The sequence below is a fragment of the Providencia sp. PROV267 genome (assembly GCF_028477825.1).
GTDB classification, from domain to species: domain Bacteria; phylum Pseudomonadota; class Gammaproteobacteria; order Enterobacterales; family Enterobacteriaceae; genus Providencia; species Providencia stuartii.
Genome location: NZ_JAMPLX010000011.1, coordinates 183887 through 207959, shown reverse-complemented (window position 1 = coordinate 207959; position 24073 = coordinate 183887). Strand labels below are relative to the sequence as shown.

General features: G+C 39.7%; 27 protein-coding genes and 1 riboswitch. Of the genes, 15 read left to right on the top strand and 12 right to left on the bottom strand.

The annotated features are described in order from the left end of the window. The first annotated feature begins 16 nt into the window (after positions 1-16). Entirely contained in the window at positions 17-886 is an 870-nt protein-coding gene (locus tag PR709_RS09630; RefSeq protein ID WP_004919048.1) for a fructosamine kinase family protein, read from the top strand. 40 nt (positions 887-926) lie between these two features. Here PR709_RS09630 and PR709_RS09625 read toward each other — a convergent pair whose 3' ends face one another. Continuing rightward, positions 927-1466, bottom strand: coding sequence for a YniB family protein (locus PR709_RS09625; RefSeq protein WP_014658188.1), 540 nt, complete (start codon positions 1464-1466; stop codon positions 927-929). Between the two features lie 525 nt (positions 1467-1991). Between PR709_RS09625 and hxpB the strand changes: the two genes are divergently transcribed. From hxpB to PR709_RS09605, 4 genes are all read left to right on the top strand, one after another. After that, positions 1992-2657: a hexitol phosphatase HxpB gene (hxpB, locus tag PR709_RS09620; protein WP_014658187.1), complete on the top strand. Its 666-nt coding sequence runs from the start codon at positions 1992-1994 to the stop codon at positions 2655-2657. A 189-nt stretch (positions 2658-2846) separates the two neighbouring features. Continuing rightward, positions 2847-3422: a metal-dependent hydrolase gene (locus PR709_RS09615; RefSeq protein WP_004919040.1), complete on the top strand. Its 576-nt coding sequence runs from the start codon at positions 2847-2849 to the stop codon at positions 3420-3422. Positions 3423-3602: 180 nt separating this feature from the next. Beyond that, a complete protein-coding gene (locus tag PR709_RS09610; RefSeq protein WP_004919037.1) occupies positions 3603-4994 on the top strand; it encodes an L-cystine transporter in 1392 nt (463 codons plus the stop codon). 281 nt (positions 4995-5275) lie between these two features. Next, positions 5276-5665: a YkgJ family cysteine cluster protein gene (locus PR709_RS09605; protein WP_004919036.1), complete on the top strand. Its 390-nt coding sequence runs from the start codon at positions 5276-5278 to the stop codon at positions 5663-5665. A 320-nt stretch (positions 5666-5985) separates the two neighbouring features. Here PR709_RS09605 and PR709_RS09600 read toward each other — a convergent pair whose 3' ends face one another. Continuing rightward, a complete protein-coding gene (locus PR709_RS09600; RefSeq protein WP_141173118.1) occupies positions 5986-6996 on the bottom strand; it encodes a luciferase-like monooxygenase in 1011 nt (336 codons plus the stop codon). 256 nt (positions 6997-7252) lie between these two features. On the opposite strand from PR709_RS09600, the gene PR709_RS09595 reads away from it, so the two are divergent. Together PR709_RS09595 and PR709_RS09590 are read left to right on the top strand one after the other, a co-directional pair. Next, positions 7253-7573: a hypothetical protein gene (locus PR709_RS09595; protein ID WP_040133053.1), complete on the top strand. Its 321-nt coding sequence runs from the start codon at positions 7253-7255 to the stop codon at positions 7571-7573. Between the two features lie 264 nt (positions 7574-7837). Then, positions 7838-8026 (top strand): YegP family protein, encoded by a 189-nt coding sequence (locus tag PR709_RS09590; protein ID WP_004919033.1) that lies wholly within the window; start codon positions 7838-7840, stop codon positions 8024-8026. Positions 8027-8103: 77 nt separating this feature from the next. Here PR709_RS09590 and PR709_RS09585 read toward each other — a convergent pair whose 3' ends face one another. Both PR709_RS09585 and PR709_RS09580 read right to left on the bottom strand, forming a co-directional pair. Beyond that, positions 8104-8424 carry an AzlD domain-containing protein gene (locus PR709_RS09585; protein WP_004919032.1) on the bottom strand — a complete coding sequence of 107 codons (321 nt, stop codon included), beginning with the start codon at positions 8422-8424 and terminating at the stop codon, positions 8104-8106. A gap of 2 nt (positions 8425-8426) precedes the next feature. Next, positions 8427-9083 carry an AzlC family ABC transporter permease gene (locus PR709_RS09580; protein WP_004919031.1) on the bottom strand — a complete coding sequence of 219 codons (657 nt, stop codon included), beginning with the start codon at positions 9081-9083 and terminating at the stop codon, positions 8427-8429. An 81-nt stretch (positions 9084-9164) separates the two neighbouring features. Here PR709_RS09580 and PR709_RS09575 point away from each other — a divergent pair, with 81 nt between their 5' ends. Next, the gene (locus tag PR709_RS09575; protein ID WP_004919030.1) at positions 9165-9725 is read left to right on the top strand and encodes a helix-turn-helix domain-containing protein; all 561 of its coding nucleotides are present in this window, start codon (positions 9165-9167) and stop codon (positions 9723-9725) included. Positions 9726-9819: 94 nt separating this feature from the next. Here PR709_RS09575 and PR709_RS09570 read toward each other — a convergent pair whose 3' ends face one another. Beyond that, the gene (locus PR709_RS09570) at positions 9820-10170 is read right to left on the bottom strand and encodes a hypothetical protein (RefSeq protein WP_052038360.1); all 351 of its coding nucleotides are present in this window, start codon (positions 10168-10170) and stop codon (positions 9820-9822) included. A gap of 113 nt (positions 10171-10283) precedes the next feature. Between PR709_RS09570 and PR709_RS09565 the strand changes: the two genes are divergently transcribed. Continuing rightward, complete coding sequence (locus tag PR709_RS09565; protein ID WP_004919027.1) at positions 10284-10460, top strand: DUF2526 family protein; 177 nt, start codon at positions 10284-10286, stop codon at positions 10458-10460. A gap of 464 nt (positions 10461-10924) precedes the next feature. On the opposite strand, the gene PR709_RS09560 is transcribed toward PR709_RS09565, so the two are convergent. From PR709_RS09560 to crcB, 4 genes are all read right to left on the bottom strand, one after another. Beyond that, positions 10925-12109, bottom strand: a complete 1185-nt coding sequence (locus PR709_RS09560) for a M20 family metallopeptidase (RefSeq protein WP_004919023.1) — start codon at positions 12107-12109, stop codon at positions 10925-10927. Positions 12110-12177: 68 nt separating this feature from the next. Then, positions 12178-13416 carry a Zn-dependent hydrolase gene (locus PR709_RS09555; protein WP_223854756.1) on the bottom strand — a complete coding sequence of 413 codons (1239 nt, stop codon included), beginning with the start codon at positions 13414-13416 and terminating at the stop codon, positions 12178-12180. A gap of 3 nt (positions 13417-13419) precedes the next feature. Then, positions 13420-14643: a hypothetical protein gene (locus PR709_RS09550; protein WP_004919020.1), complete on the bottom strand. Its 1224-nt coding sequence runs from the start codon at positions 14641-14643 to the stop codon at positions 13420-13422. An 869-nt stretch (positions 14644-15512) separates the two neighbouring features. Next, positions 15513-15893 carry a fluoride efflux transporter CrcB gene (crcB, locus tag PR709_RS09545; RefSeq protein ID WP_014658179.1) on the bottom strand — a complete coding sequence of 127 codons (381 nt, stop codon included), beginning with the start codon at positions 15891-15893 and terminating at the stop codon, positions 15513-15515. Positions 15894-15997: 104 nt separating this feature from the next. Then, positions 15998-16069, bottom strand: a riboswitch (Fluoride riboswitch). A 366-nt stretch (positions 16070-16435) separates the two neighbouring features. Between crcB and fetA the strand changes: the two genes are divergently transcribed. Then, a complete protein-coding gene (fetA, locus tag PR709_RS09540) occupies positions 16436-17089 on the top strand; it encodes an iron efflux ABC transporter ATP-binding subunit FetA (RefSeq protein ID WP_004919017.1) in 654 nt (217 codons plus the stop codon). A 9-nt stretch (positions 17090-17098) separates the two neighbouring features. Next, positions 17099-17875: an iron efflux ABC transporter permease subunit FetB gene (gene fetB, locus PR709_RS09535; RefSeq protein ID WP_004919013.1), complete on the top strand. Its 777-nt coding sequence runs from the start codon at positions 17099-17101 to the stop codon at positions 17873-17875. 168 nt (positions 17876-18043) lie between these two features. Here fetB and PR709_RS09530 read toward each other — a convergent pair whose 3' ends face one another. Continuing rightward, on the bottom strand, positions 18044-18433 hold the full coding sequence (locus PR709_RS09530; protein WP_004919010.1) for a hypothetical protein: 390 nt from the start codon (positions 18431-18433) through the stop codon (positions 18044-18046). A 1122-nt stretch (positions 18434-19555) separates the two neighbouring features. Here PR709_RS09530 and PR709_RS09525 point away from each other — a divergent pair. Next, the gene (locus PR709_RS09525) at positions 19556-19846 is read left to right on the top strand and encodes a hypothetical protein (protein WP_004919006.1); all 291 of its coding nucleotides are present in this window, start codon (positions 19556-19558) and stop codon (positions 19844-19846) included. 173 nt (positions 19847-20019) lie between these two features. On the opposite strand, the gene PR709_RS09520 is transcribed toward PR709_RS09525, so the two are convergent. Then, positions 20020-20760, bottom strand: a complete 741-nt coding sequence (locus PR709_RS09520) for a YnfC family lipoprotein (RefSeq protein WP_004919004.1) — start codon at positions 20758-20760, stop codon at positions 20020-20022. Next, entirely contained in the window at positions 20760-21794 is a 1035-nt protein-coding gene (locus PR709_RS09515) for a LacI family DNA-binding transcriptional regulator (RefSeq protein ID WP_004919002.1), read from the bottom strand. The genes PR709_RS09520 and PR709_RS09515 overlap by 1 nt, the downstream gene beginning before the upstream one ends. Positions 21795-22026: 232 nt before the next feature. Here PR709_RS09515 and PR709_RS09510 point away from each other — a divergent pair, with 232 nt between their 5' ends. Genes PR709_RS09510 through PR709_RS09500 form a run of 3 tightly spaced genes read left to right on the top strand, consistent with a single transcriptional unit; the run spans position 22027 to position 24044 of the window. Continuing rightward, a complete protein-coding gene (locus tag PR709_RS09510) occupies positions 22027-22470 on the top strand; it encodes a PTS sugar transporter subunit IIA (RefSeq protein WP_014658177.1) in 444 nt (147 codons plus the stop codon). Positions 22471-22488: 18 nt separating this feature from the next. Further along, positions 22489-22776 carry a PTS sugar transporter subunit IIB gene (locus tag PR709_RS09505; RefSeq protein WP_004918996.1) on the top strand — a complete coding sequence of 96 codons (288 nt, stop codon included), beginning with the start codon at positions 22489-22491 and terminating at the stop codon, positions 22774-22776. An 11-nt stretch (positions 22777-22787) separates the two neighbouring features. Further along, positions 22788-24044 (top strand): PTS ascorbate transporter subunit IIC, encoded by a 1257-nt coding sequence (locus PR709_RS09500; protein ID WP_272570875.1) that lies wholly within the window; start codon positions 22788-22790, stop codon positions 24042-24044. Positions 24045-24073 lie beyond the last annotated feature (29 nt).

The window sequence follows — 24073 nt, the reverse complement described above, 5'->3', positions numbered from 1 at the left end:
CAAAGCGAGGTGTATCATGTGGCAAGCAATGTACCGTTTATTAAGCGAACACTTAGGTGAAGCAGAACTTCATAACAAAGAAATACTTTCTGGGGGTGATATTCATCACACGATGAAAATCGATTACGGTGACCACACCATTTTCGTCAAACAGAATCTGCGTGAATTTCTGCCTTTATTTAAACAAGAAGCCGAACAGCTTGAAATGCTTGCCAAAAGCAAAACCATCACCGTGCCTAAAGTGTATGGTGTAGGGAGTAATAAACACCACAGCTTTCTGCTATTAGAATATTTTCCTTTAAAAAGTTTTGATGCAACTAACGCATGGCGTTTCGGCCAGCAATTAGCCCACCTACATCAATGGGAAGAGCAACCGAGCTATGGTTTTGACTTTGATACAATGTTAGGCACCATCACTCAGCCAAATGGTTGGGAAAAACGGTGGAACTCTTTCTTCGCCGAAAAACGTATTGGTTTGCAATTACAAATTGCCGCTGAGAAAGGAATGGTCTTTGGCGATATTCAGCAGATCGTTGATATTGTCAAAGAGCGCCTGACAGGACATCAACCGCAACCTTCCTTACTTCATGGGGATTTGTGGCCTGCCAACTGCGCTATGACACAAGAGCAGAATGGTATTTTATATGACCCCGCCTGCTATTGGGGGGATAGAGAATGTGATATGGCAATGTTGCCTTTATACCCAGAGTTACCCATCCAAATTATTGACGGATACCAAAGTGTGTGGCCTTTACCTTCGGGCTTCCTCGAAAGGCAACCTATTTATCAACTTTATTATCTACTTTGCCAATCCAATATTTTTGGCCTTGAAAAAAGCTATTTGCACGCACGTACCATTATCGATGAGTTAATTGGCGAGAAATAATGACGGTGTTGGCCCAGCGATGCCTGACTGGGCCAGATAATTACCAATTCAGCAACTTTAATGCCAAATAGATAACTATACCGAATGCGATTGGCGAAAAATAAAGAATAAAGAATTGGGTAAATATGGTGTGTCGAGGGATCGTCACTTTAGCCTCAAGCTCTTCTTTCGAGACTTCATTTCCTTTGGCTTTTTCCAATATCACGTGATCTTCGAGGCTTTCACGAATAAATTTAATTTGTCGATACATGCGTAAGCCAGAAGCGCTTAGTGCTAAGCCAACAAAGATAAAAAGAAAGATAATGATAAAGCCGATATTCGCGCCTGAAAAACCATTGGCAACTTGAGGTACTGGGGAGTTGTTCCAGAAGACATTAAGAAACGGTGTACTTTGGCGCGTCATTTCAGCCATTAATTTAATAAAATCATTGGCTACTGCATTAATACCCTCTCCTTCTAACCCTTTCATACCCGCCAATTTGACTAATGAAGCTAAAGTGGAAATCAATGCTACAAGAAAAACAATCCAACCGATAATACGCTTGCCGATTGCGACATAACTTGCAGTCTGGTAATTCATTATTGACCCTCTAAAAATTTTTTTATAACTAATCATAACTGAATTTTTATAAAGCCACCAAATTTACCACAAGGAATAATACGGATACTCGCAATTTCAGATTATTTAACTTGCGCTTTCGTGACTGCCCATTGTCGTCAGTGGCAAAGCTGCCCACTTCTTAGACCGCAACCGCGATATGACGGATTTAGGGGGGCTTGTCATTCCCATATTCCTTTGTGTCGGATATGGATTGCTGTGTTGATGTCTCAACCATGTTATCGAGCATTTTCAATCCATAACTGAATAGTTTCATAAAGATCCAACTTTTGGGGAACGTTCACACTCAAGATAAAGATGACTGTTTCGATATATATAATCAGCCAGTGACTTGCTACAATACTCATCGCAATAAAGGGCTATCAGTTTCAGATGATATGCAATACCTTGAATTGATACGGTGGCAAATTAATTGGGTCAATCCTGTTACTGCATACAACACCTTGAAACATGGCAAGGTCACACATACATGAATGGAGTTTTGACATGTACCACAACTTATCCATCCAGTCTGTTATCTTTGATATGGATGGCTTGCTGATTGACTCTGAGCCTTTTTGGGCGCAAGGGGAGCGTGAAATTTTTACTCAATTAGGCATCGACCTATCCATCGCTGATAAACTACCCGATACACTAGGCTTACGAATCGACCATGTCGTAGAGCTTTGGTATCACGCTTCTCCGTGGCAAGGACATAGCCTAAAAGAAGTCGAACAGATGATTATTGATCGTGTTATTGGCTTAGTTGAAGAGCAGCGCCCCCTCCTTCCCGGTGTGCATCACGCATTAGAACTATGCCGTTCAATGGGATTGAATATCGCCCTCGCCTCTGCCTCGCCGCAATACATGTTAGAGAAAGTACTGAACTTATTTGAGATCCGTGATTATTTTTCGGCGGTTGTTTCGGCGGCTGATTTACCTCACAGTAAACCGCACCCTGAAGTTTATCTCAATGCAGCTGCTTTGCTGGAGACAAAACCCATCCACTGCGTATCACTAGAAGACTCCTTTAACGGTATGATTGCTGCAAAAGCGGCAAGAATGCGCTCAATCGTTGTTCCTGACCAACAGCATTTTCATGATCCGCGTTGGGGATTAGCGGATGTTAAACTCGCATCACTTAATGAACTCACCGAAAAATATTTGCGTTAATTATCTATTGCCGTTTTTTTCGCCCGTCCCTATCACGTTTTGATAGGGATATTACATAAAAGTATAAAACTCTGATGTTATTTGCTAATAACTAAGAGTTTTTTGCATTTCTAGCCCTATCATATTCTTTTTAAACGCTTTATACTGCCTTCCTAACTGTATAGATAAACAGATGGTAATTTATCCACCATGACCGCTGAAGGGCACCTGCTATTTTCTGTCGCCTCATTAATAATGGCACATAAGCTAGAGATCACACCTGAGCTTGCTCAAGGTGATTGGCTGCATATGGTGCCAGGTGCGCTATTGGGGGCATTACTCCCCGATATCGACCACCCTTCATCGATACCCGGTCGGATGTTAAGGATCCTTTCCCTGCCGATTTCCAAATTATGTGGGCATCGAGGTTTTACACACAGTTTAATCGCATGGCTACTATTAGTGCTCGCCTGTTATCAATGGCTACCAGCCAACTGGCCTATTCCTAATGATTTGATCCAAGCATTTTTACTGGGTTATATGAGCCATTTAGTGGCTGATATACTCACCCCTTCCGGAGTTCCCTTCTTATGGCCTCTGCCTTTTCGTTTTTGTTTTCCGTTACTGCGTAGCAAGTCAAATAAACGTGCAGAACGTTTTATCGCGATCGTTTTGGCTGTTTGTGCTTGCTTTATACCCGTTAGTTATAGCTTTGATTTTCATAGTCAATTTGAAAGCATAATAAAATATATTCATAATCAAATAGATATACGCATGTCTACATAGTCATCTATTTTGTAATATACTGTAAGCATCATTCATCATAAGTTATTACTTTTCAGTATAAGAATTGTCTTTTATCTGCTGATAACATATAACCAGTTGTTAGGATGAGCTAATTCCTTATAACCTTTAAGGTTTACAGCGCTAATAACATAATTCAAAAAACTGCGATTGGAGTTCGGAATGAATATTCCTTTAATTATTAATGTGCTTGTCTTTGTAGCACTGCTCATACTACTGGCAAAACTAGGGGCAAAAGGCTGGAGCCTGTCGAAAAAAGTTCTATTAGGTCTGGTTTTTGGTGTGGCATATGGCGTCGCTCTCCATTTGGTGTACGGTACTAATCACCAAACACTGAAAGACTCTATTCTCTGGTTTAATATCGTGGGTAATGGCTATGTACAGCTATTGCAAATGGTGATTATGCCATTAGTTTTCGCATCGATACTGAGCGCGGTCGCACGTCTGCACAAGGCATCATCGTTAGGTAAAATCAGTTTCTTAACTATCGGAACACTGTTATTAACCACTGCAATAGCCGCACTTATTGGTATTTTGATTGCGAATCTTTTTGGCTTAACTGCCGAAGGTTTGGTTCAAGGTCAACAAGAAACTGCTCGCCTTGATGCAATTCAAAATAATTATGCGGGCAAAGTGTCTGATCTAACTGTTCCACAACTTATTTTATCATTTATTCCTAAAAACCCATTTGCTGATCTGACGGGCGCTAGCCCAACATCTATTATCAGCGTGGTTATCTTTGCTGCCTTCTTGGGGGTTGCTGCTCTGCAATTACTCAAAGATGACCAACAACGTGGTGAAAAAGCGCTCGCGGCTATCGATGTGCTGCAAGCTTGGGCAATGAAACTCGTCCGTCTAGTTATGCGCTTAACACCTTATGGTGTCATGGCGTTGATGATCAAGGTTGTTGCAAGCTCTAACCTATCAGACATCATTAATCTAGGTACATTCGTGATAGCGTCGTACGTCGCACTAGCACTGATGTTTATTGTTCACGGTATTTTCATTGCGGTAACAGGCCTCAGTCCTATTAAGTTTTTCAAAAAAGCAGGCCCTGTATTAACATTCGCGTTCACAAGCCGTTCGAGTGCCGCCAGTATTCCTCTGAATATTGAAACTCAAACTCGTCGCTTTGGTGTTCCTGAATCTATCGCCAGCTTCTCGGCTTCATTTGGCGCGACAATCGGTCAAAACGGTTGTGCTGGTATCTATCCCGCTATGTTAGCTGTTATGGTTGCCCCCACCATGGGCATTAACCCATTTGATCCACTGTGGATTGCGACATTAGTTGGGATTGTTACTGTTAGCTCAGCAGGGGTTGCTGGTGTTGGTGGTGGTGCAACATTTGCCGCGCTGATTGTACTCCCTGCAATGGGGTTACCTGTCACACTGGTTGCCTTACTGATCTCCGTCGAACCTCTGATTGATATGGGTCGTACCGCCCTCAACGTCAGCGGCTCTATGACAGCGGGCACGGTCACTAGCCAATTAATGGGTGAAACTGACAAAACCATCTACAACCAAGAGGATGATGGTGAGCTAAAACACGTCTAATTTACATTAGCGTAATTTAAGATAAAATTATCCACTGACTGCACCCCAAAAGTTGCAACATGACTGATTAAGGTGCAGTTTTTGTTTTTTAAAATTCTAATCGAATTTATTTATCGTATAGATAATGAGAAATATCAGAATGAAACACTGAAAAATCTTGCCAATCGGAAATAATACGTAAGATAATAGCGTTTGAGCAACGATTCTAGGCCTCCTGCCTATGTTGCGTCAGCCCGTTTTCTGCGGGTCATTATTTCCAAAATTTTTTAGTGATTTTATATATGACCAATATTACTCATATAATAAAAACTGATCCTGAAAATAATCCCTGTGTAAGTTGTGGTGCTTGTTGCGCTTATTTTCGCGTCTCATTTTATTGGGCAGAAAGCGAAAGTGGTGGTGGCACGGTTCCTCAAGATCTCACTGAGCAAATAACACCATTTATGAGTGCAATGAAGGGCACCAATCAAAAACACAATACACGCTGCACAGCATTAACCGGTACGGTTGGTGAATGTGTCTCTTGTGCTATCTATAGTCAAAGGCCTACCCCTTGCCGCGAATTCGAGCAATCATGGGTTGATGGCGTTCATAATGAAGCTTGTGACCGAGCTAGAGCGGCTCATGGTCTGCCCCCTCTTGAACCCCATCTGCCACAAATCGCTTGTTAGCCGTCTATGACCCAGATTATTCTGGGTTATCTCACTTATCCTCTAAAATAATAGCTAAATGCTACCACGTTGAACGTACTCTGCCATTTTGAGTCGCCCTCTAGCATTGGGAAAATAGGCCGATTCATTGTGTTCAATTGACAGAGCATCGTTTAAAAACCAGCGTCTTGAATGCAATCTAGCCGAACAGAAGAAGCTTGGGTCTACAGGTCAATACCTCTCGTTATCGCCTGTAGCCCATAAAAATGCGGTTAACTCGTGATGCTAAACGGATTTTATATTAATGGGATAAATAGTGTCGCTACCGCTATTCATAAGCGTTACTGCTCTCTCAGCGCCTGCATTGCTTGCATCGCTAATTCAAATGAATATAAGCGGGCTTGATGATCAAAAATTTGCCCATTAACCATGATTTCATCCGCTTGAGTTTGACGTAATACGGATGCTAGCCCATGGCGAATTTTGGCTTTATCCCCCACTAATGACATCCCGAGTGCTTGTTGCACGCCAAATTGTTCAGCAGGCGACCAAATTTTCCCCATATCTTCCACTGGAGGTGGTAATTGTGCAGGCTGACCTCTACGTAACATCACAAAAGCTTGCTGCATAGATGTAAATAAAAACTCCGCATCACGAACAGTATCAGCAGCAATAATATTAATACAAACTATTGCATATGGCTTAGCGAGCCTAGATGAGGGCGTAAAGTTTTCCCGATACGTCTGTAATGCCTGTAATAACAAATCAGGGGCAAAATGAGAGGCAAAGGCGAAAGGTAACCCCATTTGAGCTGCAAGTTGCGCACTGTATAAACTTGATCCTAGCAGCCACACAGGTATCTTTTCACCATAACCGGGAACTGGCCTGACAGGAGGATTAGGATCTGTTGCATCAAACCAATTCACCAACTCAGCCACATCGCGAGGGAAATTATCAATATCATGACTCATATGGCGACGTAACGCTCTCATGGTTTGTTGGTCACTCCCAGGCGCTCGACCGATCCCTAAATCAATTCGATTAGGATATAACGTATTCAATGTGCCAAACTGCTCAGCGATCACTAGCGGTGAATGATTGGGTAACATCACGCCCCCAGAGCCAAGATGCAGTGTTGTGGTATTGGCGGCAAGGTAACCAATCAACACCGAGGTGGCGGCACTGGCAATTCCCGTCATATTATGATGCTCTGCAAGCCAATAACGCTGGAAACCAAGTTTCTCGGCCAATTGGGCTAAATCTAAAGAGTGAGAGAAAGCCTCCTTCGCAGAAGCGCCTTGTGGAATAGGTGCGAGATCTAATATTGAAAATGGAATTTGTATCTCAGACATAACGGCTCACTTTGTTGCTATTTTGTTATTTAACTACCATGCTAATCGATTATCATGCCGCCTTCCAGCCACTCAAGTAGACACCGCACAAGTGATGCTTTTTTATAGTCCTTGTCGATACGAGCGGGGCTAATTAAGTAGAAAATATGGAAAAAGTGCAGTAATTGTGAAGCTTCGGTCAAAGGAGGTAAAAGCGATTGCGGCAAAAAATGAATTAATTGATTATCTGAATCAATACAAATAAGAGGATATATCAATGAACAAACTAAATTCTGGTTTACTTGCTCTCATGTTAATGTCTGTTGGATTTGCCGCAGCAGCCAATGGCCCTGATAACCGCTCTTCACGCCCACATATGGGGAACCAACACAATGTGTTGTTTAGTGTTGCTCAACAAACAACGACACCGAATGAAACATTGAAAAAATTAGCGAATGACGCACCAAAAGCGGCTGATGGTAAACGTTACCTTGTTAAAATGAGTATTGTTGAAGTGCCTGAATATGTGCCAGCAAAACAGAAACCCACATCACAACCAACAAAGAGTGCACCAGCACCAGAGCCTGCTGCACAATAAACGCTAAAATAAAATATCTATAGATGCGACCTTTTAGATTAATATGCAGAATCAAATAGCATCTATTCTTCATATTCGTTATCTTAAACTAACAATAATTAGTTCTATTAATCCTACGATTGCCTCTATGTTATAGAGGCTTTTTTTTCAAATTAAATAGGCTCTGAAACTAGTAAATTTGCCTATTTATTTCTAATCTTAAGAGGCAATAGCGAGTATTGCGACATTCTGAGTGTCCACTTTATACCATTTTTGGAGTCAATCATGGGTTATTTTGAACTGAAAAAATCAACAAAAGACACCGCTCAGCCTTATTATTTTGTTCTTAAAGCGGCCAATCATGAGATTATCGCCAGTAGCGAGATGTATTCAACTAAACAAGCGGCATTAAAAGGGATTGCTTCTGTCCAAAAAAATGCAGCAACGGACGAAATCAAAGATCTTACCGTTTAATTTCCATCCACTCGTTTTATCAAATTATTGTGAATTAAACGCCCTTGTCCGTTTGAACGGGGCGTTTTAAGCTAATATCAAAAAATTAAGCGCAGTAATGCGGTCACCACAGAAGCAGATAACACAATGACAATAAAAGGTTTTTGATACCAAGTAAGCAATCCGGCTACACACACACCAATTATTTTAGGTATATCCGAAAAATGGTCACCTTCAAATACTGTCGAAGTCATCGCAACTGAAAACAAGATCACAATAGCTGCTGCTGAAAACAGAGCCTTGCTATTATCTGATAAAATAATTTTTCCTTTGAGCAAGGCACCCGATGAGCGCATTAGATAAGTGCCCACTGCCAGCAATAAAATTCCACTCAAAATCAGCCATGGGTTATCCATCATTATTAACCTCTCACATATATAACTAAGCTTAATAAGGCCAGTAATACGGGGATCCCTGCTGGTAAAAAGGGAGTAGCGATCACGGCAATCACAGCACCAACGATTGCCGCTAACCGCAATCGCTTATCTTTCAATGCGGGTAATGAAAGCGCCAATATAATTGCGGGGAACATCGCATCCATACCAAGTGTATGAGTATCTTGAATAAAGCTTCCTACACCTTCACCAATCAATACGCCTATTGGCCAACAAATTAATATCCCTAATCCGCATAACCAAAATGCCGCTCTTTTTTCTTTTTCAGTTTCCTGAGATAACCCAAATACCACACTTTCATCATTCATAATATGATAGCCCAATAACGCTTTTGGGCCTTTCCCCGCTAACTCACTGACAGCAAAGCTAAATGGAATATGCCGTGAATTCACGAGTAACCCCGCCAAGGCAGCAGAAATAGGGCTTCCGCCTGAAAAAATGACCCCAATAAAAAGAAATTCTGACGCCCCTGCTAACACTAAAACAGAAAGAGTCAAAGGAACCCAAAAATCAAATCCTTGAGAATGCGCTAGTGCCCCATATGAGATGCCGACAATTAAATCCGCAAGACAAACCAGTGCAATGTTTTTTACCGTGCTATGATTAAGCGTTGAGGTTAGCATAATGAGTCGTTCGATATATAATACGTTCGTTCATTATGTCGGTAGTTATCTAAAAGTGCAATCAAAATAGGAAACTAAAACTTGAGCTCCTTCACTCCACCTATTGAGTTAATCGCCAAAGCATTAGTCAGAGAACGGCAAAAAAGTGGTCTGTCACTCTCCGAACTCTCTCGTCAGGCGGGCATTGCTAAATCGACACTCTCGCAACTAGAGGCCGGAAATGGCAATCCAAGTATTGAAACTCTATGGGCTATCTGTGTCGCTTTAGATGTGCCGTTTTCTCGATTAATTGAAGATAGACATGAGCCAGTCACCGTCATTCGCCATGGTGATGGTATTCAAGTCAGTGCTGAACATGCTAATTATCTCGCTTTTTTACTTTCAGCAGCACCCGCGAACTCACAACGTGATATCTATACTGTGGTTGCTGAGCCTGGGCGAGATCGTATTTCAGAACCTCATATGCGTGGTGTGAGTGAACACATTATTTTGATGAGCGGTCGTGCCATGGTTGGCCCTTTAGATAACCCAACAGAGTTGTTTCCCGGTGACTATATCCACTACCCCGGTGATGAGCCGCATATTATGCGAGCACTTGAGCCAAATACCATGGCTGTTATGATCATTGATAAACAAAATTAGATGTCTACCATTTGACGCATGCTCAATAGATAGAGCCTCAGTTATCACATAAGGCTCTATCTGAGTTTTTATCTAATTAAACGCTAGCAAGCGCCTATTCCCAAAAGTAGACATTTTTCTCTTGCCACCCTTTTCTTTTCATACAACTCATATATTCGCGATGGCGGCTATCTTTATTCACATCCAAAACATAACTTTCCGTCTTGGGAACTTTTTCCTCATAAGTTTTCTCTTTACCGCATTCATCGTTTTTCTTGCATTTTTTCGTAATTGTTTCATACACCGTTCTTTGGGCGACTTCGTTACGAACTGGAAATCGCTTAAAAGAATCAAATTCACATTGTGAATCTGCCTCTTGGTAAGTCCATTCCACAGGGCCTATTGGTTCCCATTTTGATGTACAAGCACACAGTAGAAAACACAGCAGTATAACGGTTAATTTCAATATCTTATTCCTATGCTAGATGTAATAAAAAATAAATCATCGACAGCCACAATAAATAATACTACCCACATTCCATGTGTTATAATTTTTAATCATGTCTATTGGAGATAGTTATGCAACACTACGACAATATTGTTAAACACGTTGACGCACTATTAGCAGAAAACTCAATCTCAAATATGAATATATTGCTGGCACAGCTTTCTCACGACGCTCAATTAACACAAGAGCAACGTTTCGAGCAGCAACAACGTTTAAGAAAAGCGATATTTAAACATCATGAGTCTTAGCTTAATTGTGATGAGTTTCAATTATTGTTACTCATCACAATATAAGTAAAACTTCACCGAATTATATTAATGAAAACAAGCATGTCAATAAAATAGGCCACTTAAGTGAAATATACAATCATTTGTTTATATTTGACTATGCGTATTTTGGTAAAATATTTTAAACACTATATTAATAATTTATTTATTCGTCGCAAAATCACCATTTTTAATAGAATAAAAATAAAAACGTTCTCTCTCTTTATATTTATAGCTAAATTTTAATCTTAATACTTCACGTATTCTAAAAATTTTAAATTGCGTCTCTTTTAGGGGAGATGATATTTATGGCTAGATTTATTTTTGATGTTCACAATATCCATCAAGGTATCTTGTGATTTAACGATGAGATAAAACGATTCTATCGGCAGGTAATAATACAAATAAAACCTTGCCGCGATTATCGCGACAAGGTGAACCATCAACTAGAAATTATCCTGTTGTAAATAGGACCATGCATATTGTGCATACAGTTCAGCTCCCGTTGCCATTGCGTCTTCATCAATATTAAAACGCCCATGATGGTGCGCCCACTGTGTATCTTTATCAGGGTTTCCTGAACCTAATAAAGCAAAACAACCTGGAATATTTTCGATATAAAAACTAAAGTCTTCGCCACCTGTCGTTGGTTTTTCAAACATCAACGCATCTTCACCAAATGCTTGTGTAATGACAGATTGCGCCAATAGCGCACTACGCTCTTCATTGATCACAGGCAGTGTTCCATACGTATAAATAACTTCTGCTGTAGCCCCATACATCGCTGCGGTATGTTCTGCATAACGTCTGATAGCTGCTTCAATACGATCCCGAGTTTCGATATTAAAACAACGTACCGTTCCGTCTAATACTGCATTCTCCGCAATAACATTAAAACGCGTTCCCACGTCCATTTTACCGATACTGACCACTGCAGACTCAAGTGCCGATGTTTCCCGTGAAATGACAGCTTGTAAGTTCATCACAAAAGAAGAAGCCACAACAGCCGCATCGACCGTTGCTTCAGGCATCGAACCATGGCCGCCACGTCCTTTAAACTTCACGACAAGTAAATCCGCCGACGCAAAGGTTCCCCCCACATTACAAGAGACTTTCCCAGAGGGGGTTGTAGACCAAATATGCATCCCAAAAACGTTATCAACATTGTCAATTGCACCTTGCTTGACCATTTCACGTGCACCTTGAGCAATCTCTTCCGCCGGTTGGAAAATCAACCTTACGTTGCCTTTCAAATCTTCACGAATTTCATACAACGCTTTTGCCGCCGTCAGTAACATAGAGGTATGCGCATCATGACCACAAGCGTGCATTTTTCCTTGATTTTGAGACTTATAGTCTAATGCATCATTCAGCTCAAGTACGGGTAGCGCATCGATATCAGCTCGTAATGCAACGGTTTTTCCCGGTTTACCGCCCTTAATTTCCGCGATAATGCCTGTTGGCTCTGTTAAACGATATTCGATACCGATTTTACTTAACTCTTCCGCAATCCGTTTAGTGGTTCGTACTTCTTCCCATGGCAATTCAGGGTGTGAATGCAGGTCTCGACGAAATGCAATCATATCTGCGGTATGTTTTTTGATTGCTGCTGTAATTGTTGTGTTTACCATTTTTCTACCTTTACCTTCTTATGCACAGACGCCTTCATCTGCTTAATCACATAATACTTCTCTTCACTTTAACACTCTGTTAGCGAACGAACCGTCGCGAACATTACATCGGCCCCTAGCGCAATTTGTGCATAATCCGTCCATTCATCAGGGTGATGACTTAACCCATTACGGCTAGGCACAAAAATTAGCCCCGTGCGCGTAATACCGGCAAAAATCATCGTGTCATGTCCTGCACCACTGACCATAGTGCGATAACGCAAACCTTGCTTTTGTGCATGTTGTACCATCAATTGATGGATTTCAGGGGCTAATTCGGTAGGAGACACATAAAGAGGCTGAACGATATCACTTTGAATATTGCCTTTAGCACTCTCTTGTTTCACCAATGCAATGATCTGCTCGATGGTGTTACGCAAAGCGGATTCATTTCTTGAGCGAATGTCGACGCTAAAAGTCACTTCACTTGGGATCACATTTGCGCCATTTGGTAAGACGTTTAATCGCCCTACTGTTGCAACCGTATTATCCCCAGCGGCAGTAGCAATATCAGGAATTTGGCTAATGATACGGCTAGCGTTGACTAATGCGTCAGCGCGCATATCCATTGGTGTCGTTCCTGCATGTCCCGCCTTACCGCTTAGCTTTACTTCCAGTTGTGCAATACCAACAATAATATCTACAATTCCAATATCTTCATTGGCCTGCTCTAGCACTGGACCTTGTTCAATATGCAATTCTAAAAATGCTTTGACTGATGAAGGTGCCAGCACTGCCTCTGCCGCCTTATCTGCATTAAAGCCCGCATCTGCCATGCGTTGCGCTGCCGAAACACCCTGCCTATCTTTCAGTTGATATAGCGTTTGAGTTCCGATAAGCCCAGTAATAACACTTGATGCCATCAAGCCACGACCAAAACTCGTTCCTTCCTCTTCGACTAATGCGATCACTTCAAGAGGGTAACGGGGTTGCAATTGTTGTTCACGAATGCGCGCAACCACATCTAACCCTGTCACAATTCCTGCCGGGCCATCAAAAGCGCCGCCATGGGGAACAGAGTCAAAGTGTGAACCAATAATCACAGCAGGCAATCCCTCCTCTGAGCCTTCTAAACGACCATAAATATTACCGATGGCATCTTCTCGAACTTGCAAGCCAAGTGCTCGCATTTGCTGTTTTATATAATCACGTGCTTGCTTATCTTGCTCGCTATAGCTCATTCGTGTCGTTCCTTGACCCGGCGTTGCTGTAAATTCAGCCAATTGTTCTAAATGGCGTTGTATTCTTAATGTACTTGTTTCCATCATCATTTACCCTGCAAGCGGTGTAATAAAACCAACCATAATCCCAGCCAATACCACAGAAACCATGGTTACTGAGATAAATCCACCGACTAACATCGGCCCTAACATATGTCCGGTCAAAATTTGACGCTCTTTCTCATCTTTGGTCAGCGCATTGATGGCTTCATTCGTAATGATATAGTCGGCAGGGAAGCCATACAGTGCGGTTAACGACACGGCAAAGGCCATCTCTTTAGAGACACCCAGTATTTTTCCCACAATCCACGAAGCTAAATACATCCCAATAACGGCTGCAATGATCAGCACCAACATAGGGTAGACAAGCCTTAATAACATGTCTGGGGTTGCATGATTCAGAGTGTCAAAAATAAATAGCATTAACGCCATAATGGCAAAACCAAAACCATTCGCTTTTTGTAGCGGTTGTCTTTCCAAAAAGCCCAGTGACGATGCAATAACGCCAAATAGTAAACATAATACAAACGGGCTAATACTCACGATAGGTGCTGCCCATGTAGAAACTAAATAAGCAAGGTACCCCACCGCTGCTAAGCGCAAAAACTTGAAGTAACTGGTATTGTAGTGAGAAGGAATTTTTTTAAATAATCTCGGCATCTCATCTTCTGAAACGACTGTTTTCACTTCAACATTATCGGCCCCTTCAACCGATAATGACGCCTTCCACTGACCATGACGATATTGCTCAAGCACTCGACGCCCTTCACGTTTTAACATTACCGCTGTCAATGGATAACCCGCAAACCCCTGCATAACGTAAATAAGGATGGCAAAAACCGATAGGTCAATAAGACCCGCATCAGCAGCACCTTTAGACATGATCAAGGATGACACGATACCACCGACTAATGGAGGGATCGCCACTAATACTGTATTCAGGTCAAATAACACCATTCCGACCGCATAAATAAAAACAATGATGCCCAAGATCCCTGATAACGAAATTAAAATGGTTTTCCACTGCCGCAACAGCTCTTTGAGTGATAGCAGCGTTCCCATATTAGTAATTAACAGATACATCAACATCACCGCCACGACTTGCGGTATTCCGGCAATGCTGACGATATCTTTAGGGAAGAATGTCCAATAACCGAATAGGAATAAAACAGCACATACAAATACGGAAGGGATCCACGCTTTGGTTCTTACTGCAATAGCATCCCCAATGTATAAAATCAAAACGATAATAAACAGTGCTAACATCTGTGACATAACTTTTCCCCGTCAATATCTGTTTCTAATTCAATTTTCTTTAGATGATAAATTTTATTATTTATTTTTATACAAAATATATTTTTAGTGATGGTGTGATATATAGCCAAATTAAGATTATTTCGCTGCTATTAATAAAAAACAGCAGTAAAAATCATAATATCATCGAAAATCAATATGTATAGATAACGTTCTAGAAGAATGGGCGAATAGCAAAATAGAAGACTCATCCCCTTAGCAGTGACAAATGACACCATAGCGTCATATAACATTAGAATTAGTCTGCTTTCTAACTAAAGAGTAGCGTTATCGTTCTAATTAAAGCTCATTAACAATGAATAACACTTTAGTTTATTTATTAATCAACGGGATTATATTCTGTTGTCAGATGGAGAGTTTGCAAAAAATATACTTATTATTTTTAGAAAAGAATAATTTTGTAGGCAAGTAAAAGCAGTTATTCCAAACAATCTACTTTATTACTAATTTGTTAAATTTAACCCTCGGAACGTGTTTTTTTACTCACAATAACCATAAAATGACGACTAACCATCACTAAGATCACATACTATCTGGTGATATTTTAGCCAAAAATAATGGGGGATTTATTGTCGAGATAGTCTTTAATAATATCATAGCTAAAGTGCGTTAGATTTCTTTAGTCATCCTTTTAGCCATAATGGAAAAATAACCACCTCAAAATACACCATCGTGGAACAACAGGCTATTTATTGCTGTTGATCTCGATTTTACAGATCAATTGGGGAATATTTTACGATTGCCGCTCTCAACACAGCAATATCAGAAGATGATTATCGAATGCCTAACAACCACATTTTTCACCTACATCTATCTACCCTACTCGTTGATTACGACTGAGTGAGCCAGTGGTGACTCATCATGCCTAAAAAAGTAAAAATGAGTGCGCCTATGACATGAATGGCGATTGTGCTCAATGCAACCATTAACTTCCCTTCTTGGATCAACGTTAATACTTCCAAAGAGAAAGTGGAAAATGTAGTAAACGCGCCACAAAAGCCGGTGACAATAAATAGTTTATAATTGGGGCTAATATTGGCATTGGCAAAATAAGAAATGGCAAAACCGATAACGAATCCCCCGACAAGATTGACAAAAACAGTTCCCATCGGAATATTTGGGTATAAGTTATTCAGCTTCAGCCCCACAAACCATCTTAGCCAACCACCTAAAATTGAGCCTAATGCGATAGAAAAAAGTGATGCATACATACGAAGCCCCTTATCGCGCTTAAGGGGATAAATGAACAGGATCTCTCTCATTTATACCCCAAATATTCAGGGCACATAATACCTGTACCCTATCATTTAAAAAGGTGAACGTAGGCATCATCAGCCCTTTATTTGGACAGTTTTTAAACAGGAGGAATGCCATCTCCTTTTGTTAGAATATCTGCAATTAACAACAAGGTAAATAGCCCCCAGCTTTAAGAATTTCTCTTGTTAAACACAATGTAACGTTAATTTCTTTGCACTACCATTAATGACATTCCTATTGCTACATATCGTTATTTGATTAAGCCATGTAATATGGTTTAAAAACCATCAATAGATGTATTTTCTTAATCCTAATCATCTTCTTTATTTGATCCCTGCTCCGCTTAATATGTCAATCTTAGCGTGAATGGCGCATAATATTTTGGATTACAATACAAGGTAAATTCCTTGTTCCGTTTCATGTCGCGAGCAAATCAATGATCAATTATAAAATTGCCTGCATGAAGTCACATTAACTCTATGGGCTAAGCGTAAAAATGGATAAAAACCGCGGTTTATTGCAATTAGAAAATATTGGATATGTTATTGATAACAAAACAATACTAGATAAAGTTCAGTTTGATTTATCGGCTGGTGAATTTAAACTCATTACGGGGCCTTCGGGATGCGGTAAAAGCACGCTACTTAAGATCATCTCTTCATTACTTTCCCCTACCTCAGGGCAAATTATCTTCAATGGCAATGACTATTCAACCATCCCCCCTGAGGAATATCGCCAACAGGTTTCTTATTGCACTCAAACCCCCTCTTTATTTGGAGCCACCGTTTACGATAACTTATTTTTCCCTTATCAGATACGTAAGCTACCGTTTAATAAAGATAAAATTTATAAAGACCTTGGTTACTTTTCTTTACCCGATTCAATATTAGAAAAAGGCATTAATGAATTATCTGGTGGAGAAAAACAACGTATCTCGTTGATTCGCAACCTTCAGTTTCTACCAAAAATATTACTGTTAGATGAAATAACCAGCGCATTAGACGAAGCAAATAAAGTAAAAGTTAATGAGCTAATCCACCAGTTAGCGACACAACAAAATATCGCTATTCTTTGGGTGACTCATGATCAGGATGAAATTGCACATGCTGATGACATTATTACCCTTCCCGTCCATAATGCAGATAAATAGGAATGAGTCATGCACCAACCCACTATTACCAATGAATCTCTGGGCTTTTCTATTATGCTTGTTTTGGTCGCTATCTTTATCAGCCATAAAGAAAAACTGGCATTAGAAAAAGATATTATTTGGAGCACTCTACGCGCTATCATCCAGCTATTGATTGTTGGCTATATTCTAAAATACATTTTTAATGTTGATCATGAAGTTCTGACTATCGCGATGGTGATGTTTATCTGTTTTAATGCGGCTTGGAATGCCAAAAAGCGCAGTAAATATATTGATAAAATCTTTTTGACCGCTTTTATCGCCATTACCTCTGGAACACTCTTAACCCTATTAATACTGATCATCACAAAAGCAATAGCTTTTACCCCGATGCAAGTTATTCCAATCACAGGTATGATCGCAGGGAACGCCATGATTGCTGTCGGTCTGTGTTTCAATAATCTAGGCCAACGATTTAGTAGCCAACAACAACAAATACAAGAGATGCTAAGTTTAGGTGCAACACCTAAGGTGGCCTCTATCGCCATTATTCGAGACAGTATTCGCGCATCCTTGATCCCGACTGTAGATTCCGCAAAAACCGTCGGTATTGTCAGTTTACCCGGTATGATGTCTGGATTAATTTTTGCTGGGGTTGATCCATTAGAAGCAGTGAAATATCAAATCATGGTCACTTTTATGTTACTAGCAACAGCCAGCTTATCGACCATTTTGGCAGGTTATATGACCTACCTTAAGTTTTACAATAGCCGCCATCAGTTATTAATCAATACATTAAATAAATAACAATAAAGAAAACGCTTGATAATAGCGACGTTATCAAGCGTTAATCTTTATAGCCAGTTAATTTACAGCTTTGCTAATATTCAAGCCTTTCCTGTAGATACCTAATAATATTAAACAGTTATTACTTTACGTTTTAAATGTTAATAAAAAGTAAAATAAAATATCTATTTACTGACAATATCTTGTCCATAAAGATTCCATGACCGATAAAGGTAACAAATCATAATCACCTTCTACGAGCGGAATCGATAGTGCAATCCTGCCATCTTGATTTTTATACGTTTTTACGGCAAATCGCTTATAACCCTCGATTTTTGCATTTTTAACACGCAGTACTTCACCACAAACATAGCCGACCTCCCCTTTATCAGCCGTTGAGCGAATAAAATTATACTTAATATTCCTAAATGATGCGGATTCAGGATAAGACAAGTAATCTGCCACATTGTATTTGGCCAATTTAATCAGATCTGGGTTTGGCTTATAATTAACCATTACCCCTAATAAAAATGAACAACCAATAAGTAATACAGTAATGAGCAATTTAACCATATTCATACTTTTCGCTCTTGTATAACACAACGAGTAATTTGATAATAAAGACAGATCACTTGAACAGTAGGTATCTTAATCAAGTATTTCTAAATAATATGGATTGAGGTGCTATTTCTAATAGAGATATACATCCTATTAATTACTTAAAGTTACCTTACTATATAAATTAAAATGAACTCTCATCGATTAAAAAATCCTTACAATATAATAGATAGTAACAATTAAATGCTCGCCATTTCAGTCTTTACGCATTCCTTCACACAAACCGAGAGTAATCCTAACAGTAATAATGTTTAAAAATAAGAGTCAGCAATACAGCAAACTGTTACAATTTATGTCTTCCTTCCAAAAAGAACTCTTGGGTATAACACTCAAAATAGTTATTTAATTTAAGTATTAATCATATTTCATTTTCAAGCATGAATAAACATAAATAAATTATTCAATTAGATAATATGTATTACAGAGTATTAACCAACCCTAAATAGGAGTAAATTGATCATAAAAAAATAAAAACTGTCCTCTCAATTGCAATATATTCTGCAACCTATTCTGTTTTTTAGTGTTTATCACATGATGCTGTTGCTGATATTTGCTTGTATGTATCTTGTTTTCAAGATAACCGACATGAAGAAAATCCTCAGCTAAATGATCAGTTACCCTCTTTAGTTGTAGTGTGTTTCTTTATGTCTTTTTATACAAAGTACTCACCTGCATTCTGTCATTAACGTTCTCTATCAATTTTGAACGGGTACGATGATGCAACTTTCCTCTCTCGCGTGGAAACATGCTGTAGTACTACATGCCCATATCCATAAGCTAAATGTTACAACAGACACTAAACATAAAAATAATTTACATATAAACTCAAAAACCACTACTCTTATTGCGAGTATTCGTATTTCTTAATGCCATATTCATTATGAAAATTAATGATTTTGAGGGAGGTTAGCGACTAGTAAGAAAGGGGCGATTAAATAAAGGCCATACCAGCAAACAACAGCAAATACAGAATATTCCTATAAATAGCCCTTTGATTGAAAAACTAAAATTTTACGGCTAATTTTGACAATAGATTTTATTTTAGTCCGGTAGCATCTACGTGTCTCTCTGATAGGGTGTACCATGACAAACATTCAATTGCTATTACTTGCAACCAACAATTTTAACGCAAGTGCTCCTCTCTCCCATACACATGCATCGTATGTATATCAATTTTATTACGCGCAGATTGCTCACAAGCAGTTAAAGCTTAATGATTTTATGAAGGGATTTATCGAACAAGTTGAACCTATATTGAAAAATAATAGCGATTTATACGATCGACGCGACGAAATCTACCAATTAATTCAAAGCTACTTGCAGCAAGCAGAAACGCGTTTTATTCAAAGAAAAATGCAAATTAATAAAGAATAATATTAAAAAGCGCCTCCTTAGTTTTCACTTAAGAGGCGCTCATCGAAAAAATGTGAGTTTCATTAAATAGACACAAATTCAAGTGCCGTAACTTCTTTTAACGATCCCCTCCGCTTTTGCATGGCACACAAGCTAACTGTTATTTAATCAATAAGTTAATCTTGTGCTTATTGTCACTCCTCAAACTGTGTGTCAATCACGACAGATTGCCGTTGAGTTTGCATCTCTCCATCAACATCATATTTGGTCAAAATTTGACAATTTGTTGGTGCACCAAAATGATTATATTGGCATTTTCTCTCAGAAATATAGCCCAAATCACCTAACATTTTCTGCTCTATTTGAATATCCGCATAACGGTTTATATCAGCTAATGGCTTGAAGAGAGTTTGCATATATAACTGATTTTTATCATAGTAATTCATTTCCTGTAACTCACCTAAATTACTATATACTACCTTATCAACGGTGCCGTTATCCTCTTTAGAATGGATACTCTTAATGTAGTTACGTTCATCATATTCAAAATACGTCGTACCATAAGAGTCTTTTTGGGATATAAAACGGCACTGTTCGTCTAAATCGATGATAATTTCCCCTTCATTGCTGCTGCCCTTCAGTTGGTTATTATCTCTTTTGAGTTGAATATGCTGCTGTATGCCATGAGAAATTGATTCAAAGCTTTCAATGCAACTCTTTTGATCCAATTTTAATTGGATATCCTGTGTCACCGTCTTATCTTCGGTATAAAAAGTCGCTTTTATCTCTTTCACTGGGCCTTTTACTAATACCCCACTAAACAATACATATATATTCTGTACTGCTGGTAAATATCCTTTCGCTATCGATGCCGCTGATACCGTTGATGTTGATAAACCCAATAATGTTAACAAAAAAACAACAAACTTCATCATTATGCGCTTTGCCTTGCTTCGAATTTATAGGGAAAAATAATTTCTTCTTGTTGATGCGGAGAACCACTATCAGGATCAGCTAACCATTTTTGTAATTTTTTCGCCGTTTCTTTCGCCATTTTATTGTAATCAATACGCACCGATGTTAACGACGGGTGAATATAATCACAATTAGACGACCCTTCAACACAAGCCACTGCCAACATAGAAGGCACTTTAATTAACCTTCTTTGGCATTCAAACAAAACACCTAGCGCAATCATTTCATGACTGCATATTACTGCATCTAATTCCGGCTGCCGAGTTAACATTTCACTAATCGCTTGACGACCAAAATCCATTGTCGCCACATACGGTGTCGTAATGCTTTGCTCTGCGCTATGATAATGATTTAGCATCGCTTTAGTCCAACCACTCAGTTGTTGGCTCTGTATTTTGCTATCCATCTGAGCACCAATATAGCCTATTTTCCGATATCCCTTTTGCAACATGTAGTTGGTTAGAAAAAATACGGCTTCACCAATATTACTTCTTATATTTAATGAGAATAGATGACTCGACTCCCCCGCCACACCAATAACAGGAATATCAAGGTTTTTGAGATAACTAAATACGCTCTCTGAATTAATCCCACCAAAAATAACCACAGCAGCAGGGTTACTTTGCAGTAACGTAAATAGGACTTCAGACTCTTTTTTCTGCTGATAGTTATGACTACCAATAACAACCTGATAGCTATTTTTATTGAGGACCTCTTGTAATGGTTGCAGAAATGCAGAGCTTGCGTAATCCCTTAATGAAGGCACCAATACAGCAACTGTACGACTTTGACCTGATGCCAATATACCTGCAGCTGAATTTGGTATATATCCTAGCTCAGTGATTGCTTCATTGATTTTTTCTCGCAGTTTATCTGAGACCAAATCAGGTGTACGCAACGCTCTAGATACAGTCATTGAACCAACGCCTGCATATTTAGCCACATCCTGTAGCGTAACTCGTCCTGTATTCTTTCTCTTGCGTATTTTTTCCATAAAAAATATTTTTTGCTCTATTCACTCTTATCTCACTATAACTTACCACAGGTTAGTTTTGTTCATGAGTGGACTTTCGTGTTCTTGAGTTTTTATTGGCTTTATTTATGCGAAATGATAGCGCTATCACGAAAATGAATAATTCGACTAGATAGCGCTACCATTGATCACTACTATGCCCTTAGTTAGAAAAAAAGCTAAAAATAGTTTTACACCACCAGGAGCAAACTTAATGTTAACCACATTATTGACCCCCAACGTCATTCAGGTTGTTGAAAGTGCCACCGATTGGCGCGATGCGATTCAAATCGCTTGCGAACCACTCCTCAAAAACCACCGTATTCAACAATCTTATGTTGATGCCATCATTCATTCACATGAAAAGATTGGTCCTTACTATGTACTAGGCCCAGGCATTGCAATGCCACATGCTCGCCCTGAAGACGGCGTCAATCAGCTATCTCTTGGCCTTACCGTTATTAAACGCGGTGTTGAGTTTGGTGCCGATGGCAACGATCCCGTTAAGTTATTAATTGTTCTTGCCGCAACCGATAGCAACAGCCATATCGGCGCTATCGCTAAACTCGCTGAACTTTTTGATAACCAAGAAGATATTGACAACATCATGCAATCAGAAAACGTCGATGACATCCTCAACATCATCGCGCGTTATTAATTATTAAAAGGAAACAATATGAAAATTACAGTCGTATGCGGAAATGGTTTAGGCACTAGCCTAATGATGGAAATGAGCATCAAAAATATTTTAAAAGATCTTCAAGTCAGTGCCGAGGTTGACCACGTTGATCTTGGCTCAGCTAAAGGTACCGCCAGTGATATTTTTGTTGGCACCAAAGATATTGCCGAACAATTGGTTGCTCAACAAGTTGCTGGAGAAATTGTTGCTTTGGAAAATATGATAGACAAAGTGGCAATGAAAGAGCACTTAAGTGTGGCTTTACGTAATCTCGGCGCACTATAAGCGGAGGCTGTATGTCATTTTTTCGTTTTCTGATGCAAGATGTGTTATCTGAACCCGCTATTTTAGTGGGTTTGATAGCGCTTATCGGCCTTATCGCTCAAAAGAAACCCGCCACCGAATGTATTAAAGGCACCATCAAAACCATTATGGGTTTTGTGATCTTAGGAGCGGGTGCTGGCTTAGTTGTTAGTTCATTAGGCGATTTCTCCGCTATTTTCCAACACGCATTTGGTATTAATGGCGTCGTTCCAAATAACGAAGCGATTGTTTCTATCGCCCAGAAGAGTTTTGGCCGTGAAATGGCAATGATCATGTTCTTTGCCATGTTAATTAATATCTTAATTGCACGCCTCACCCCTTGGAAATTTATCTTTCTCACAGGGCATCACACACTCTTCATGTCGATGATGGTTGCCGTAATTTTAGCAACAGCGGGTATGGAAGGCACTCTGTTAGTGGTTGTTGGTTCATTAATCGTCGGCTTTTGTATGGTGTTCTTCCCAGCCATTGCGCATCCATACATGAAAAAAATCACTGGCTCTGATGACGTTGCAATTGGTCACTTTTCAACGATATCGTATGTCCTTGCAGGTTTTATTGGCAGCAAAATTGGCAACAAAGAACATTCTACTGAAGATATGAATGTGCCAAAAAGTTTGCTTTTCCTACGAGACACACCAGTTGCCATCTCATTCACTATGTTCATTATTTTCATTATTACCTGCTTATTTGCGGGAGGAGATTATGTTCGTGAAGTCAGCGGTGGCAAAAACTGGTTTATGTTCTCATTAATGCAATCCATTACATTTGCTGCGGGTGTTTACATTATTCTGCAAGGTGTACGTATGGTAATTGCGGAGATCGTACCCGCATTTAAAGGGATTTCGGATAAATTGGTTCCAAATGCTAAACCAGCGCTAGACTGCCCCGTTGTTTTCCCTTATGCACCAAATGCCGTGTTAGTCGGCTTTTTAAGCAGTTTTGCTGCGGGTATTATCGGTATGTTCATACTGTATGCGTTGAATATGACCGTCATTATCCCAGGTGTCGTGCCACACTTCTTTGTTGGTGCAGCGGCGGGAGTCTTTGGTAACGCAACAGGAGGTCGCCGAGGCGCTATTTTAGGTGCCTTTGCACAAGGTTTACTCATTACCTTCTTACCTGTCTTTTTATTACCTGTCCTTGGTGACATTGGTATCGCTAATACCACATTTAGTGATGCAGACTTTGGTGCTATTGGTATTCTTTTAGGCATTATTGTCCGCTAACCATAGTGCCCCGTAATACTTCCGTTACG